The organism is Amycolatopsis sp. NPDC104819 (genome assembly GCF_055583145.1).
The window spans coordinates 769,012-784,853 of record NZ_JBVJON010000002.1 but is presented as its reverse complement, the minus strand read 5'-3'; the positions used below and the strand labels follow the sequence as shown (position 1 = coordinate 784,853).

15 protein-coding genes are annotated in these 15,842 nt (G+C 72.5%); 9 read left to right on the top strand and 6 right to left on the bottom strand.

Annotation, left to right across the window (positions count from 1 at the left end):
- Positions 1 to 174 precede the first annotated feature (174 nt).
- Positions 175 to 2,058, top strand: a complete 1,884-nt coding sequence (locus ACZ63E_RS08770; protein WP_465335440.1) for a Na+/H+ antiporter — start codon at positions 175 to 177, stop codon at positions 2,056 to 2,058.
- 10 nt (positions 2,059 to 2,068) lie between these two features.
- Positions 2,069 to 2,755, top strand: coding sequence for a histidine phosphatase family protein (locus tag ACZ63E_RS08765; RefSeq protein WP_465335439.1), 687 nt, complete (start codon positions 2,069 to 2,071; stop codon positions 2,753 to 2,755).
- Positions 2,756 to 2,771: 16 nt separating this feature from the next.
- Here the strand turns inward: ACZ63E_RS08765 and ACZ63E_RS08760 are convergent, their stop codons facing one another.
- Entirely contained in the window at positions 2,772 to 3,245 is a 474-nt protein-coding gene (locus ACZ63E_RS08760) for an MmpS family transport accessory protein (protein WP_465335438.1), read from the bottom strand.
- 118 nt (positions 3,246 to 3,363) lie between these two features.
- Complete coding sequence (locus tag ACZ63E_RS08755; RefSeq protein WP_465335437.1) at positions 3,364 to 3,789, bottom strand: NUDIX hydrolase; 426 nt, start codon at positions 3,787 to 3,789, stop codon at positions 3,364 to 3,366.
- A gap of 10 nt (positions 3,790 to 3,799) precedes the next feature.
- On the opposite strand from ACZ63E_RS08755, the gene ACZ63E_RS08750 reads away from it, so the two are divergent.
- The 4 genes from ACZ63E_RS08750 to ACZ63E_RS08735 all read left to right on the top strand — a co-directional run bounded on the left by ACZ63E_RS08750 (position 3,800) and on the right by ACZ63E_RS08735 (position 7,642).
- Entirely contained in the window at positions 3,800 to 4,768 is a 969-nt protein-coding gene (locus ACZ63E_RS08750) for a helix-turn-helix domain-containing protein (RefSeq protein WP_465335436.1), read from the top strand.
- A gap of 105 nt (positions 4,769 to 4,873) precedes the next feature.
- Positions 4,874 to 5,851, top strand: a complete 978-nt coding sequence (locus ACZ63E_RS08745; protein ID WP_465335435.1) for a LacI family DNA-binding transcriptional regulator — start codon at positions 4,874 to 4,876, stop codon at positions 5,849 to 5,851.
- 501 nt (positions 5,852 to 6,352) lie between these two features.
- Positions 6,353 to 6,934: a MerR family transcriptional regulator gene (locus ACZ63E_RS08740; RefSeq protein WP_465335434.1), complete on the top strand. Its 582-nt coding sequence runs from the start codon at positions 6,353 to 6,355 to the stop codon at positions 6,932 to 6,934.
- Between the two features lie 51 nt (positions 6,935 to 6,985).
- Positions 6,986 to 7,642, top strand: a complete 657-nt coding sequence (locus ACZ63E_RS08735; RefSeq protein ID WP_257926625.1) for an RES family NAD+ phosphorylase — start codon at positions 6,986 to 6,988, stop codon at positions 7,640 to 7,642.
- On the opposite strand, the gene ACZ63E_RS08730 is transcribed toward ACZ63E_RS08735, so the two are convergent.
- From ACZ63E_RS08730 to ACZ63E_RS08715, 4 genes are read right to left on the bottom strand one after another with little or no spacing between them, the layout of a single operon-like run.
- Positions 7,624 to 8,259 (bottom strand): HAD family hydrolase, encoded by a 636-nt coding sequence (locus ACZ63E_RS08730; RefSeq protein ID WP_465335433.1) that lies wholly within the window; start codon positions 8,257 to 8,259, stop codon positions 7,624 to 7,626. The two genes, ACZ63E_RS08735 and ACZ63E_RS08730, sit on opposite strands and share 19 nt — an antisense overlap.
- Positions 8,252 to 8,584 carry a YciI family protein gene (locus ACZ63E_RS08725; protein ID WP_465335432.1) on the bottom strand — a complete coding sequence of 111 codons (333 nt, stop codon included), beginning with the start codon at positions 8,582 to 8,584 and terminating at the stop codon, positions 8,252 to 8,254. Before ACZ63E_RS08725 ends, ACZ63E_RS08730 begins: the two co-directional genes overlap by 8 nt.
- A gap of 11 nt (positions 8,585 to 8,595) precedes the next feature.
- Positions 8,596 to 10,539: a S9 family peptidase gene (locus tag ACZ63E_RS08720; RefSeq protein ID WP_465335431.1), complete on the bottom strand. Its 1,944-nt coding sequence runs from the start codon at positions 10,537 to 10,539 to the stop codon at positions 8,596 to 8,598.
- Between the two features lie 40 nt (positions 10,540 to 10,579).
- Positions 10,580 to 11,542: a TerC family protein gene (locus tag ACZ63E_RS08715; protein ID WP_465335430.1), complete on the bottom strand. Its 963-nt coding sequence runs from the start codon at positions 11,540 to 11,542 to the stop codon at positions 10,580 to 10,582.
- A gap of 271 nt (positions 11,543 to 11,813) precedes the next feature.
- On the opposite strand from ACZ63E_RS08715, the gene ACZ63E_RS08710 reads away from it, so the two are divergent.
- Genes ACZ63E_RS08710 through ACZ63E_RS08700 form a run of 3 tightly spaced genes read left to right on the top strand, consistent with a single transcriptional unit; the run spans position 11,814 to position 15,816 of the window.
- Positions 11,814 to 14,684, top strand: coding sequence for an alpha/beta fold hydrolase (locus ACZ63E_RS08710; protein WP_465335429.1), 2,871 nt, complete (start codon positions 11,814 to 11,816; stop codon positions 14,682 to 14,684).
- Positions 14,681 to 15,607 (top strand): ABC transporter permease, encoded by a 927-nt coding sequence (locus ACZ63E_RS08705; protein WP_465335428.1) that lies wholly within the window; start codon positions 14,681 to 14,683, stop codon positions 15,605 to 15,607. The genes ACZ63E_RS08710 and ACZ63E_RS08705 overlap by 4 nt, the downstream gene beginning before the upstream one ends.
- Positions 15,607 to 15,816, top strand: a complete 210-nt coding sequence (locus ACZ63E_RS08700) for a hypothetical protein (RefSeq protein WP_465335427.1) — start codon at positions 15,607 to 15,609, stop codon at positions 15,814 to 15,816. The genes ACZ63E_RS08705 and ACZ63E_RS08700 overlap by 1 nt, the downstream gene beginning before the upstream one ends.
- The last annotated feature ends 26 nt before the right edge of the window (positions 15,817 to 15,842 follow it).

Below are 15,842 nucleotides of genomic sequence, written 5' to 3'. Positions count from 1 at the left end.
GCGGCGAGAGAGGGGGAGGGGGGGGGGGGGGGGTTCCGGGGGGGGGGGGGGGGGGGGGTGTTGGGGGGGGGGGGGGGGGGGAACCCCCCCCCAAACCCCCCACGACCAGCTGCGGCGGGGGGCGACGAGCTGGCCAGGTGACACGCGCCGCGAGCGGCGGGTAATGATTACCCCGTGCACATCGCGGCAGAGATAGTGGCGCTGGTCGTGACGGTCCTCGTCGTCAGCGCCGTGGCGCGGCGGCTGGACTGGTCGGCCCCGCTGTGCCTGATCGTCGTCGGGGTCGGGGCGTCCTACGTCCCCGGCGTCCCCGAGTACCACCTCGACCCCGAGGTCGTGCTGCTCGGCCTGCTGCCGCCGCTGCTCTACTCGGCGGCCATCCAGACGTCGCTGGTCGACTTCCGGAAGAACCGCGGGGCGATCGGCCTGATGTCGGTCGGGCTGGTCGTGTTCACCGCGTTCGGCGTCGGGCTGGTCGCCTGGGCCGTGATCCCCGGCCTCCCGCTGGCCGGCGGGATCGCGCTCGGGGCGATCGTCGCCCCGCCGGACGCGGTCGCGGCCAGCGTCGTCGCCCGCCGGGTCGGCATGCCCCGCAAGCTGATCCGGCTGCTGGAGGGCGAGAGCCTCTTCAACGACGCGGCCGCGCTCGTCGCCCTGCGCACGGCCATCGCCGCGCTCGCCGGCTCGGTCAGCTTCTGGCAGGTCGGCGCGGACTTCCTGCGCGCGGCCATCGGCGGGATCGTGCTCGGGCTGGTCGTCGGGTTCGTGGCCGCGTTCATCCGCGCCCGGCTGAACGAGCCGGTGCTGGACACCGCGCTGTCGTTCGCGGTGCCGTTCATCGCCTACATCCCGACCGAGGCGATCCACGGCTCCGGCGTGCTGGCCGTCGTCGTCGCCGGGCTCATCCTGGGGCACAAGGCGCCGAAGATCCTCTCCGGCTCGGCGCGGCTGGCCAGCAGGCTGAACTGGCAGACCATCGCGTTCCTGCTGGAGAACATGGTCTTCCTGCTGATCGGCCTGCAGCTGCGGCGGATCCTGTCCGAAGTGGGCGAATCCGGGCTGTCGCTGGCCATGCTGACCTGGATCTGCGTGGCGGTGCTCGCCGCGACGATCTTCACGCGGATGCTGTGGCTGATCGGCATCGGCACGGTGAAGCGGCTGGAGCGGCGGTTCCTGCCCGGCAAGACCCGGGCGAAGATCTGGCCGTGGCGCTACTCGGCGGTGATCTCCTGGGCGGGCATGCGCGGGGTTGTCACGCTCGCCGCGGCCTTCGTGCTGCCGGCGGACACCCCGCAGCGGGCCGTGCTGGTGCTCGCCGCGTTCGTCGTCGTGGCCGGCACGCTCGCCGTGCAGGGCATGACGCTGCCACCGCTGATCCGGCGGCTGCGCCTGCCGCGGCCGGACCCGGCGGAGGACGCGCTGCAGGAGGCGTCCGTGCTGCACGACATGACCACCGCGGCGCTGGCGAAGCTCGAGGAGATCCAGCAGCCGGACGACCCGCCGGAGATCATCCAGCGCATCCGCGACCGGCTGCAGAACCGCTCCGACTCCGCGTGGGAGCAGCTCGGCCGGCAGAGCGTCCTGGCCGAGACGCCGAGCGACGCTTACCGCCGCCTGCGGATCCAGCTCCTCGAAGTCGAACGCGAGCAGTTCCTGAAGGCCCGCGACGCCGGCAGCGCCGACGACGACGTCCTGCGGAAGGTCCTGGAGCGGCTCGACATCGAAGAGTCCATGCTGGACCGCGACGAGGAGGAACCCGACGTCGAAGGCCGCGAGCTGCGCACCCCCGCCGCGACGGCCGGTTCGTGCAAGCACCTGGCCCACGAGTGGGTCGACCGCGACCCCAGCTCGCCGGACACCTGCGCCGCCTGCATCGAGGAGGGCACCACCTGGGTGCACCTGCGGATGTGCCTGAAGTGCGGCAACGTCGCCTGCTGCGACTCCTCGCCGCGCCGGCACGCCACCCGGCACTTCCACGAATCCCGCCATCCGGTCATGCGCAGTTTCGAGCCGGGAGAGACGTGGCGATGGTGTTTCGTGGACAAGCAGCTCGGCTAACCTCGGGGCCATGACGACGCCTGAGCAGGAGATCGAATACCGCCAGCACCGGTTCGCACCGCCGTCGGGGGCGACCGAGATCTTCCTGGTCCGACACGGCGAATCCGCTCCCGCGCGGGCCAGCCGGCCGTTCGACCTGGTCGACGGCCAGGCCGACCCGGACCTCGCGACGGAGGGCCGCGACCACGCCCAGCGCGTCGGCGTCCGGCTGGCCGGCGAGCGCATCGACGCGATCTACGTGACGACCCTGCGCCGCACGGTGCAGACCGCGGCGCCGCTGGCCGAGAAGCTGGGGATCACGCCGGTCGTCGAGCCCGACCTGCGCGAGATCCACCTGGGCGACTGGGAGAACGGGCTGTTCCGGAAGCACACGACCGACGGCCACCCGATCGTCGACCGGCTGTGGGCCGAGCAGCGCTGGGACGTCATCCCGGGCGCGGAGTCCGACGAGGCGTTCGGCGCCCGGCTGCGTGGCGCGCTGACGCGGATCGCCGCCGCGCACCCGGACCAGCGCGTCGCGGTGTTCACCCACGGCGGTGTGATCGGCGAGGTGTTCGCGCAGGCCAGCCGTTCGGTCGAGCGCTTCGCGTTCCTCGGCGCCGACAACGGGTCCGTCTCCCACCTGGTGCTGCACGGCGACAACTGGATCGTGCGACGCTTCAACGACACGTCGCATTTGGCCAACCCGCTGGGCTGAGCTCGCTTCGCGGAGCTCAGACGGCGCAGCTGAAGAGGCGTCCCGGCTCGGTCACGGTCTTCTCGGCGACGACGGCGCCGTCGACGACGATCCGGCAGCGCAGCTCGCCGGGGCCGGGGTTGCGCGCAGCGATGGAGTAGAACTCGGTGCGGTCGGCCGGGCCGATCCGGGTGAAGGCCGCCGACCACGGCGTCGTGACCTGGGCCTGCTGGACCAGCGCGGAGCCCTCGGCGGCGTAGGTGACGTTGCCGGCGCCGTCCGCGCCGAGCAGCTCGTAGACGACGGAGTGGCTGACGGTGGCGACGGCGGCCGGCACGACCGGCGCGGCGACGGGCGCTTCCTTCGCCGGCCCGCGCGAGGACCTGGGGACGACGTACGACGTCACCGCGAAGGCCGCGGCGAGCACGACGAGGACAACAACGACGTTTCCGGCCGGCTTGGCCCGGCGCGCGCAGTCACGGGCCGGCTCGGTCGCGGTGGGAACACCCATGGAGAGGTCTTCTCTCGTCGCGCGCACTCCCGTCGAGTGCGTCGTGTATATCTCGCCGTGACCTCACTGCGCGTTAGCGGCGTTTCGCGAGAAGTCCAACTTTCACCCAAACGGGTGCTCAGTCCACCAGCCCTGCCTCGGCGAGCATCCGCAGCACCCGCTGCCCGGCGGGCGGGCAGACCGAGGCCTCGGCCGAGCTGAGCCAGGCGGCCTCGGCGATCTCTCGCGACGGCGCCGGCTCGCCCACGTGCTCGGCGGTGTAGCAGGTCATCCGGACCAGACGGCCGTCCGCGAACCCGTCGGCCTGCTCCTCGAGGGCGGCGAAGAACCGGAAGCTCAGCGGGTCGAGCTCGACGCCGAGCTCTTCCCGGATCTCGCGGCACAACCCCGCGACGTCGCCTTCGCCCGGTTCGCGTTTGCCGCCGGGGAGGTAGAACTTGGCTTTCCCGCTGGTGCGGACCGACAGCAGCCGCCGGTCGCGGACGTGGATCCAGGCCAGTGAGTCGATGGGTTCGGTGGAGTTTTTGTCGGTCCCCGGGTGCATGATGCGGAGTATGTACGAAGAGGCGGCGCCACCCGGCCCGCTGGCGGGCGTGGCCCGCTGCGTGTGGCGATCGGCTTCGGAGGGACCGAAGCGAATCGTCCCCGACGGCTGCCTGGACCTGGTAGTAGGCGACGGCGGGGTGTTCGTGGCGGGCCCGGACACGGCGGCGTGGTCATCGGTGACCCGGCCGAACGCGGAGCTGCACGGGGTCCGGTTCACGCCGGGCCGGGCGTCGGCGGTGCTGGGCGTTGCGGCGGACGAGCTGCGCGACCGCCGGGTTGCGTTGGGAGAGTTGTGGGGGCGCTCGGGGGAAGTACTGGCGGAGCGGCTGCTGTCTGGTGAGTTGACGCCTGCGCAAGCGGTTGCGTCTCGGATCTCGGCGGCGGAGGTCGGGCCGGTGGATCCGGCGGTGGCGGCGTTGATCGACCGGCTGGACGCGGGAGCGGCGAGGGTCGCGGAGGCGATGGCGATGCTCGCGCGGCCGGTGGTTGAGCCTGCCGCTGAAGCTGGACTCGCCCCGCCTCACGTGCACTCCGCGGAAGCGGCGGCCGGGTTGGCCCGGCGAGGCGGGCAGGTCACCGAAGCCGAACTCGCCCGGCTTGGTCGGTCGCACGCGTCCTCCGCGGAAGCGGCGGCCGAGCTGGCTCGGCGAGGCGGGCCCGGACCGGATCTCGTGGCGGCGCGGGTCGAAGACCCCGCCCGTTCCGTCACCGTGAGTGAGCGGCGGCTGCGGCGACGGTTCGTCCAAGCGGTGGGTTACGGCCCCGCCACTTACCTCCGCGTCACCCGGTTCCAGCGCGCCGTCGCGCTCGCGCCGCACACTTCCGGGCTCGCCGCGCTGGCGGCCGCCGCCGGGTACGCCGACCAGGCGCACCTCAGCCGGGACTGCCGGGCCCTGACCGGGCTCACCCCCCGCGCCTACTTCCCCGGTCCCTCCACTGTGGACGCGCCGGTGCGTGACCGGCGACGTTCGGCGTAACCCGTGCGGGCTAACCGAAGGGGAATATCGAGCCGGGAAGTAAGCGGACGGTAAACGACCACCAAGGGCGCTATTCTCCCCTCGACGAGTGATCAGGGAGGGCGTGTGGCCACCATCAGCGACGTCGCGGCGAGGGCCGGCGTCTCCACGGCGACCGTGTCGCGCGCGCTCAACGGGAAGTCCACTGTGGACCCGACGCTCGCCGCGCGCGTGCAGGAGGCCGCCGCCGAGCTGGGGTATCACCCGAACGGGCTGGCCCGGAACCTGCGCCGCCAGGAGACGGCCGTGCTCGCGCTGATCATCTCCGACGTCGAAAACCCGTTCTTCACGGCCATCGCGCGCGGCGTCGAGGACCTCGCGCAGCGGTCCGGGTACTCGGTCGTGCTCTGCAACTCCGACGAGAACGAGGAGAAGGAGCGCCGCTACATCGAGGTCGCACTGCAGGAGCGGGTCGCCGGGGTGGTGCTCTCGCCCACCGGCCGGTCGACGAACGTCGAAGGTTTGCGCCGGCAGGGCACGCCGCTGGTGGCGGTCGATCGGCCGCTGCCGGCCGAGGCAGGCGACCAGGTGCTGGTCGACACGCGCCACGCCGCCGCCGAGGCGACCCGGCACCTGCTGGCCGGCGGCTACCGGCGCGTCGGCTGCCTCACGGGCCCGACGGGCGTCCGCACGGCCGACGACCGCCTGGCGGGCTACGCCGACGTCGTCGGCGAAGCGAACGTAGTGGCACGGCGAGCGGAGTACCGCGCGGAGGGCGCCCGGCTGGCGGCGCTGGAGCTGCTCGACGAGCCGTCCCCGCCGGACGCGCTCCTGGTCGCGAACAGCACGATGGCGATCGGAGTGCTCGAAGCGCTCTCGGCGCGCGGCCTGCGCTCCGGCCGCGACGTCGGCATCGTCTCGTTCGACGACGCCCCGTGGACAACGCTGATCGACCCCCCGCTCACGGTGGTCGCCCAACCGGCGTACGAGGTCGGCCGCGTGGCGGCGCAGCTTTTGCTGGCGAGGATTTCCGACAGCAGCCGCGACGCGACAACGACCACGCTGGAAGCCAAGCTGATCGAGCGGAAGAGCTCCCGCCGCTGACCCCGGCCGGACCGCGACCGCACCCGGAACGTCGGCTCGCGCACCTGGACGGACGACACGCGTACCCAGACGAACGACACGCGCACCAGACCGCCGACTCACGTACCCCGGTGGCCGACACGCGTACCTGGACGGACGACTCGCGTTCCCAGAAGGCCGACTCGCGTGCGGAGGGGGCGGGACAGACGTGCCTGGGGGGCCGGCTCGTGCCAGGCCCCCCAGGCACGCCCCACCCCCTGTGTCCCCCATGGCCGGCGCCAACCCGCCGGATCCTGTGAGCACGGAGCGGAAATCGTTTACTCACACGGAACGTAAGGCCGGAAGCGCGGAGTGTCAAGCCTGGACAACCTCGCTCGTTCCGGTCAGACTAGCCGGAAGTTGCCTACTCAACGTGTTGACTAATGTGCGGTAAGTGTCGATCTCTGGTGAATTCGCCCACAGATCGGGCAAGAAACCGCACGAACCCGCACACGCGCGCTGTTTCGGGTTAATCTGAACCGCATGTCTGTAGCGCTGGAGAACATCCTCGCCAAGGCGGGCCTGAAGGTCGACGCGAACGAGTTCCTCACGCTCGTCGAAGACGCGGCGCGCAGACTGTCCCCACCGAATCCGGATCCCTCGCACTACTTCTCCGCCGACCAGCGGGCCGCGCTCGCCGACGTCGGCCTCGACCTCTCGCCGAGGCGCGAAGAAGAGCCGGACTTCCGGGCGCGCACCGTCGCCGCCCACGCCGTGCTCGCCGAAGGGGCGCTCAGTGTCAACGAAGCCGCGAAAGCCCTCGGTGTGGACGACAGCCGGATCCGGCACCGCCTCAAGGAAGGCAGGCTGACCGGCTGGAAGGACGGCGGCTGGCGGCTCCCGGCGTGGCAGTTCGCCGGCTCCGGGGTGCTGCCCGGCCTGGAGGTCGTCCTCAAAGCCCTGCCCGACGACCAGCCCGCGCTGGTCGTCGCCGCGTTCATGAGCACTCCCCAGCCCGACCTGGTGATCAACGACCACCCGGCGACGCCGCGCCAGTGGCTCCTTTCCGGGGGTGACCCGGAGCACGTCGCGCGCCTCATCGCCACGCTCGGCTCGCCGTTCTAGGCTGGACCACCCCGAGCAAGATCACCGACAAGGACGGACCACCCCCGACCCATGGCCCGGCTACCGCTGCCGCCCGCCCGATCCGTCCTGGTCCGGCAGCTGAACCGCGCCAACGACGTGGTGACGGTCCAGCCCGCGACCAGGCTGGTGCGGATCTTCACGGCGCACGGCAACCACCCCCAGCAGTGGAACTCGTTCCGCTACACCGGCCCGCTCCCGCACGGCCGGTTCGACCAGCAGTCGCCCGGCCGCGGCGGCGCGCCGGTCACCGACCCCGCGAACGGGGTCCTGTACTTCGGCCTCACCGTCCGCACGTCGGTCGCGGAGGTCTTCCAGACCAGCTCGACGGTCGACCGCCGCACGCGCGGTCCCCGGCTGGTGGTCGTCCGCCCGACCCGCACCCTGCGCCTGCTCGACCTGACCGGCCTGTGGCCGACCCGGGTGGGCGCGTCCCAGGAGATCTCGAGCGGGCCGAAGAAGCTGACGCAGGCCTGGGCGCGCGCGATCCGCGGCGCGTTCAGCGACCTCGACGGCCTCTGGTACCGCTCGTCGATGGATTCCGGCGACCCCGCGATCTGCCTCTGGGACCCGCCCGCGGGCGCGGCGCTGCCGATCGCGCCGGACGTCCTGCTGCCGCTGGACCACCCCGGCCTGGACGTCCCGCTCGGGCGCGTCTGCGAAGAGCTGAACTACACGCTGCTGAACTGAGCGTCGAGCAGCGGGACGATCGCGCGCAGGTCGCCCCCGTCGACGAGGTGGGTCGCGACGGCCCGCGCCGCCGGAGCCGCGTTGAAGCCGATGCTCATCCCGACGGCGGCGAACAGCGGCAGGTCGGACCGGCTGTCCCCGACCGCGACGCACCGCTCCGGCGCAACCCCCCGGGCCAGCGCGAAGTCGCGCTTGCCGTACTCGTCCAGGTGCGCGGCGACGCGGCCGGTGTAGCGCCCGTCCGCGGTCTCGGGCACGGGCCCGCAGTAGGCGGTGAACCCGAACCGGCCGGCGAGCATCCGGCCCACCGGCGTCCACGCGAGCGTCGTGAGGATCGGCGCGAGACCGTGGTCGTGGCACCACGCCACCGTCTCCGCGATCCCGCCGACCAGCGGCAGGGTCTCGAGCCGGGCCGAGACCTCGGTTTCGGTGTGCCCGGCCCAGCCTCGGGCGTCGATGACCGACGCTTCCTGGTTGGTCATCCGGCCTGCGTCGTAGGCCGCTTCGGCCGCCACGAGCTCGGCCTCGTGGCCCAGCGCCGCGGCCACCCACGCGCAGGAGCTCGTGCCGGGCACCAAGGTGCCGTCGACGTCGAAGCACACCAGGCCCTCAGCCAAGGGTGCCTCGCGGGCAGACGAACCCCACGATCTCCGACGCGATCAGCCCGGCCTGCTCGGCCGGGTCGGCGTCGAGGATCGCGCGAGTTTCCGCTTCCGACGTCCGGAAGAACGCCACTCCCGTCACCGGCAGCGACGCAGACGGCTCCGGCACCGAGCCCGCGAACAGCAGCGATCCGGCCGCCTGCTGGGCGCGGGCCGCGGACAGGTGCCGGGCGCGGAGCTCGCGGGCCATCTCCTCGGAGATCTCGCCGGCGCGGGGACCGGCCCGGAACAGCACCATCCGCCAGGTCTCGAGCTCGAAATCCACCTCGGGCACCGTCATGGCACGTCAAGCTACAGCTGCCGCGCCCACCATTCCAGGATCGCTTCGAACCGCTGGACCCGGTGCCGCGGCCGGCCGGAGCGGGACAGCTCGTGGCCCTCGCCCGGGAACAGCAGCAGCTCCGCCGGCGCGCCCGCCCGCCGCAGCGCGACGAACATCCGCTGCGCCTGCTCCAGCGGGCACCGCCAGTCCTGCTCCGAATGCACCACCGCGAACGGGATCTTGATCTGCGCCGCGTAGGTGAGCGGCGAACGGTCGCGCTGCACCTCCGGCGACGCGCCGATGTAGGAGTCGACGAAGAAGTAGCCGATGTCGGAGCTGCCGACCATCGAGTCCCACGCGTTGACCGCGCGCTCGCTCCACGCCGCCTTGAACCGCTCGCCGTGGTGGGCGGCCAGCCAGCTCGTCATGAACCCGCCGTACGAACCGCCCATGATGCCGACGCGCGAGGCGTCCAGGTCGGGCCGCTCGAGCGCCACGTCGAGCAAAGCCAACACGTCGTCGACGTCGACCGTGCCGAACGCCTCCGTGATCGCGTGGCCGTGGGTCTGCCCGTAGCCCGCCGACCCGCGCGGGTTGCCGAGCACCACCGCGTACCCCGCGGACGCGTACACCTGCGCCTCGTCGAACACCGCCCAGTCCTGCTGGGTGAACGGGCCGCCGTGCACCACGCGCAGCACCGGGTGCGGGCCCTCGCCCTCGGGCAGCACCAGCCAGCCGTGCACCGGGTAGCCGTCCGGCGCCGTGGTCTCCAGCTCGACGAGCGGCCGGATCCCCTTGTCCCGCAACGGCTTCGAGTAGTCGGTCAGCACGCGCGGGGCGCCGTCGCCGAGCAGCACGACCTCACCCGACGTCGACGGCGTCGCGAGCACCGCCGCGAGCACCGTGCCGTCCAGTGTGAACGACCGGACGACGGTGCGGTCCGCGTAGACGACCGGCAGGTCTTCGAGCGGGGCGTCCGTGGCGGTGACGGCGACCGCGCGCAGCTCGACCGCGCCGCGGTGGCGGACGGCCACGAGCACGTCGTCGCCGCGCGGCGCCGGCGGGCCGGCGGAGGTCTCGCAGTCCACCGTCTCGATGTCGGTCAGCCGGCGGGCCTTCACCGAGCCGACGCCGAACTCCGGCGTGGCCGCGTAAAGCCCCGTCATCGCCGCTTCGCGATGCTCCTCAAAGGACTGTCCGAAGTAGAACAACGTGCCGTCGGCGCCGAACACCGGATGCTCCGAATACCCCGCCGTGCGCACGACGACCTCGGGCTCGCCGCCCTCGGCGGAGATCGCGCAGACGTCGCGCGCGTCGCTCTCGGCCGCACCCCAGTCCGGCGGCGCGGTGAAGACGACGCGAGCGCCGTCCGGCGTCCACACCGGGTGGGTCACGTCGAAGCCGTCACCGGTCAGCGGCTCGGGTTCGAGGGGCCCGTCCTCGGCCGTGTCGAGGACGAACAGCCGCTGCATCCGGTCGCGCAGGAAGCCGACGTCGTCGATCCGGTAGTCCATCCGCGTGATCCGGCGCGGGGCCTCGGCCACGGCTTCCGGGGTCTCGCCGTCGGTGTCCTCGGTGCCGTAACGACCGGCCTCGGGCACCCGCGCGGTGAAGGCGACGCGCCGCGAGTCCGGCGCCCAGACCGGCTCCCCGGCGCCGAGGTGCAGCGCCGTCAGACGCCGGGCCTCCCCGCCGTCGGCCGGCATGACGTGCAGCTGGGGGCTCCCGTCGGCGCCCTTGCCCTCCCCCGCGCGGAGGAACGCCACCCAGCGCCCGTCCGGGGAGATCGCCGGCGCCGAGTCGCGCGGACCGTGGGTCCACGCGGCTTCACCGCCGTCGAGGGACACCCGCCGCAGCGCGCTGTGCGCGGCGTTCGTCTTCAGGTCGGGTTTCTTCAGCGCGGTGAGCAGCAGGTTCCCGCGCAGGGCGGGACGGCCGGGGACGACGATGTGTTCGATGTCGGCAGGACGCACGTCCCCGACCGTACCCGAATTCCTTAGCTGTGCGAACGACCTAGGCCACGACCTGTTTGCGTTCGTCGCGCCGGGCCTTCGCCAGGCTCGCCACCGTGGTGACGGTCAGCACGACGACGATCACGCCGAGGGAGATCCAGTTGTTGATGTCCAGCCAGTCCGGGACGACGTGGTACTCGTGCAGCGCGTGCAGGAACAGCTTCGCGCCGATGAAGGCGAGGATCACCGCGAGGCCGTAGCTGAGGTAGACCAGCTTGGTCACCAGGCCGCCGAGCAGGAAGTACAGCTGCCGCAGCCCCATCAGCGCGAACGCGTTGGCGGTGAAGACGAGGAACGCCTCCTGCGTGATGCCGAAGATCGCCGGGATCGAGTCGACGGCGAAGAGCAGGTCGGCCGAGCCGATGGCCACGATGACCAGCAGCATCGGCGTGATCATCCGCTTGCCGTTCAGCTTCACGGTGTAGTGGTGGCCGTGGTAGTCGTCGGTCACCGGGGCGATCTTGCGGACCTGCCGGGTGACGGCGTTCTCGTGGTACTCCTCGTCGTCGCCCTTGCCGCGGACCATGCTGATCGCGGTCCAGACGAGCACCGCGCCGAAGAGGAAGAACACCCAGACGAACTGCTCGATCAGGGCCGCGCCGATGAAGATGAACACGCTGCGCATCGCCAGCGCGAGCAGGATGCCGACCAGCAGCACGCGGTGCTGGTGGATGGCGGGCACCTTGAACGAGGCCATGATGATCATGAAGATGAACAGGTTGTCGACGCTCAGCGAGTACTCGGTGATGTACCCGGTGAAGAACTCGACACCCGGGTCGTGCCCGCCGAAGATCCACACGCCGGCGCCGAAGACGACCGCGCACGCGATGTAGAAGATCACCCAGCGAGCGGCTTCCCCCGTGGTCACTTCGTGCGGCTTGCTGTCGACGATCACCAGGTCGAGCGCGATCAGGGCCAGCAGGCCACCGATCGTGGCGATCCACAGCCACAGGGGGACAGTCATGGAACCAGAACCTCCGGATAGTGCGCATGAGCAACTAACCGGAGGTCTCTTCCGCCGATGCGAACACCGGCCGACGGTGCCGGGGGCGCTGGGCCACCGTGCTGACGACACCGCCGCGGAGGAATACTCCCCTCACAGCGCGTCCAGTTTGCCGGTTACCCCCGGTCGAACGCCAGCCGGGGTTGCCAGTGTCACCACTTTGGTCCTGTTATCCGGGTCACTCCGCCCGCCGTTGAGGGCACTCTCAGGAAACTTCACATACGGTCACCCCGTGCCCCGATTCCCGCTCCCACGCACCCGCGGAGCCCGCCTCACCGCGCTCGCCGCCGTCGTCGCGGTCCTGGCCGCCGGCGCGGTCTTCTGGATCACGCGGCCCGCGGCGCCCCCGCCCGTGCCCACGCAGGACGCGTTGGTCGACATGCCCGCCGCGCCCGGCTCGGCGGAGCAGGTCAAGATCGACACGACCACCTACCTGCCCGCCACCGTGCCCGCGCCCGCGGTGCTGCTCGCGCACGGCTTCGGCGGGGACAAGACCAGCGTCGCCGACGATGCCCGCGAGCTCGCGCGGAAGGGCTTCGTCGTGATGACGTGGTCCGCGCGCGGGTTCGGGAAGAGCACCGGCAAGATCGGGCTGAACGACCCGGACGGCGAGGTCGCCGACGCGAGCCGCCTGATCGACCGGCTCGTCGCGCAGCACCAGGTCACCACCGACCCGAGCGGCGACCCGAAGGTCGCGGTCACCGGCGCCTCCTACGGCGGTGCGCTCTCGCTGCTGCTGGCCGGCACCGACAAGCGCGTCGACGCGATCGCCCCGGTGATCACCTACAACGACCTCGCCCAGGGCCTGGTTCCGAACGCCGCCACCCCCGCGCTCCGGCCCTCGGGCACCCCGGCCGCCGGCGCGTTCGCGACCGACGGCGTGTTCAAGAAGAGCTGGGCGGGCATCTTCTTCTCGGCCGGGTCCGGCGCGGCGGCGAGCGGCTCGCCGTCGGCCGAAGCGCCCGAAGCCGGGCAGGAGACCGACAGCGGGTCCACCGCCGCGGCCGGGGCGGGCGCCGCGGCGGCCGCCGTCCCGGCCGCGCCGAACGGCGGGGGCGGACCCCGTGGCGGCGCCGCGGCCGACCCCTGCGGGCGCTTCACGGCCGCGGTCTGCCGCGCCTACACCGAGCTCGGCACCACCGGGGAGATCAGCCAGGCGAGCGTCGACCTGCTGCGCCGGGTGTCGCCCGTTTCGGTGACGGACAAGATCACCGTGCCGACCCTGCTGGTGCAGGGTGAGAGCGACACGCTCTTCGGCCTCGACCAGTCCGACGCCACCGCCCGGCAGATCACCGCGGCGGGCGGCAAGGTCCGCACGATCTGGTACACCGGCGGCCACGACGGCGGGAAGCCCGGACCGCAGCTGCGCACGAAGATCGGCGACTTCCTCTGGGACGCCGTCAACGGCGGCGACCCCGGCACCGGCTTCAGCTACGACGTCCAGGGCACGTTGCGCGCCAACGGGACGCCGTCGGTCCGCACCGTCACCGCCGACACCTACCCGGGGCTGACCGGCCCGGCCGCCGAACGCCGGCTGCTGCCGATGGCCGGTCCCGCGCAGTCGGTGGTGCGCCCGGCCGGCGCGAACCCGTCGGCGGTGAGCGGGATCCCCGGCCTCAACGGCGTCGCGAGCAGCTCGTCGCGGCTCGGCGCGCTGTTCAGCAACGATCCGCCCGGCCAGTCCGCGCAGTTCACCACCGCCCCGGTGGACTCGCAGGTCGTCGTCAGCGGCTCGTCCACCGTGCGGCTGCAGGTCGCCGCGGACCCGGCGCACCCCCAGCCGGACGCGGTGCTGTTCGCGAAGCTCTACGACGTCGGGCAGGACGGTTCGCGCGTGCTGCCGTCGAACGCCATCGCGCCGTTCCGGGTGAGCGGGCTGCCCGCCGACGGCACGCCGGTCGAGGTCACCGTGACGCTCCCGGGCATCGTCCGCCCGATCGAGGGCGGCCACTCGCTGCGGCTGGTCGTCGGCACCACCGACCAGGCGTTCGCCTCACCGGCGGCGCCCGCGGTGTTCCGGGTCGCGCTCGCCGGCGGGACCGCACTGGCCGTGCCGGTCGTGCCCGGGACGTCCGTCGGCTCCCCGGCCCCGGTCGGGCAGCTGGCCGGCATCGGCGTGACGCTCGCGATCGGCGTGGCCGTGGTGCTCTTCGCCGCGCTGCGCCGCCGCCGGGCCACCGACATCGACCCGGAGCTCGCCACCACCCCGCTCGTCATCGAGGGGCTGCGCAAGGAGTACCCGGGCGGGTTCGTCGCGGTGAACGACCTGTCCTTCCGCGTCGAACCGGGCCAGGTGCTCGGCCTGCTCGGGCCGAACGGCGCGGGCAAGACGACCACGCTGCGGATGCTGATGGGCCTGATCACGCCGACGAAGGGCCACATCCGGGTCTTCGGGCACAAGATCACCGCGGGCGCCCCGGTGCTCTCGCGCATCGGCTCGTTCGTGGAGGGCTCCGGCTTCCTGCCGCACCTGTCCGGCCGGGCGAACCTCGAGCTGTACTGGGCGGCCACCGGACGGCCGGCGGACAAGGCGCACTTCGGCGAGGCGCTGGAGATCGCCGGGCTCGGCGCGGCGGTCGACCGCCGGGTGCGCACCTACAGCCAGGGCATGCGGCAGCGGCTGGCGATCGCCCAGGCGATGCTCGGCCTGCCGGAGCTCATGGTGCTCGACGAGCCGACCAACGGGCTCGACCCGCCCCAGATCCACCAGATGCGCGAGGTGCTGCAGCGCTACGCCGCCACCGGCCGCACCGTGGTGGTGTCCAGCCACCTGCTCGCCGAGGTCGAGCAGACCTGCACGCACGTCGTGGTCATGCACCGCGGCGCGCTGGTCGCCGCGGGCGAGGTCGGCGAGCTGGCCGCGGCCGGCGGCGAGGCGACGTTCCGGGTCGACGACCCGGCCGCGGCCGCCGCCGCGCTGAAGGCGGCCGGCGGGGTCACCTCGGTCGACGTCGACGGCGACCTGGTGCACGCCGACCTCGACGGGCTGCCGCGCGCCGAGGCGGTCGCGGCGCTGGTCCGCGCCGGCGTCGCGGTGGAGCAGGCCGGGCCCCGGCGCCGGCTGGAAGACGCGTTCCTGCAACTGGTCGGAGAAGAGCAGTGAGTGACTCGGGTGTCCACACCGATCCGCACGCACTCGACGAACTGAGCGACGTCGCGTCGCACGAGCACGCCGCGGTCGGGCCGGACGGCGCCGTCGAGGGCTACAGCGCCCGGCGCACGCTGCGGCTCGGCGTCGAGCTGCGGCGCCAGCTCAAGCGGCGGCGCACGCAGTTCCTGCTCGGGTTCGTCGCGATCCTGCCGTTCATCCTGGTGATCGCGTTCGAGGCCGGGCAGTCGAACCCGAACCGGCGCAGCGGCGGGTTCGTCGACCTGGCCACGGCTTCGGCGCCGAACTTCGTCGTGCTGGCGCTGTTCGTGTCCGGGACGTTCCTGCTCCCGATGATCGTCGCGCTGTTCTTCGGCGACACCATCGCGAGCGAGGCGTCGTGGTCGAGCCTGAAGTACCTGCTGGCCGTGCCGGTGCCGCGGCACCGGGTGCTGCGGCAGAAGGCGATCGTGTCCGGGCTGCTGTCGGCGGCGGCGCTGGTGCTGCTGCCGGTGATGTCCCTGATCGTCGGGCTGCTCTGGTACGGCGCGGGCGACGCGATCAGCCCGACCGGCGACGCGGTTTCCTTCGGCGACAGCATGCTGGCCATCGCACTGTCCACTGTGTACATCATCCTGCAGCTGGCCTGGGTGGCCGGGCTCGCGCTCGCGCTGAGCGTGACGACCGACGCCCCGCTCGGCGCGGTCGGCGGCGCGGTGCTGGTGGCGATCCTGTCGCAGATCCTCGACCAGATCACGGCGCTGGAGGGCCTGCGCAACTACCTGCCGACGCACTACGCGTTCTCGTGGATGGACCTGATCTCGACCGACGTCGACTGGACCAACCTGGCGAGCGGAATGCTCTCGGCGGCGATCTACGGAACGGTGTTCGTCCTCTACGCCGGGCGGCGGTTCGCCCGGAAGGACATCACCAGCTGATGACCACCGTGGTGGCGGGCCACCAGCCGCCGGCGCCGCTGGTGAAGGCGTTCAACGGGGTGCTTCGCGCGCTGCTGCCGAGCCCGCTCGGCCGCGGCGTCCGCGAGTTCCTGCTGCTCGCCTCCACCGGCCGCCGCACCGGGCGGCGCTACCGCGTGCCGGTGACCGCCCACCGCGACGACACCGGGCTGTACGCGTCGTGCGGTTGAGCGTCAAAACCTGAGCGGTTACGGTC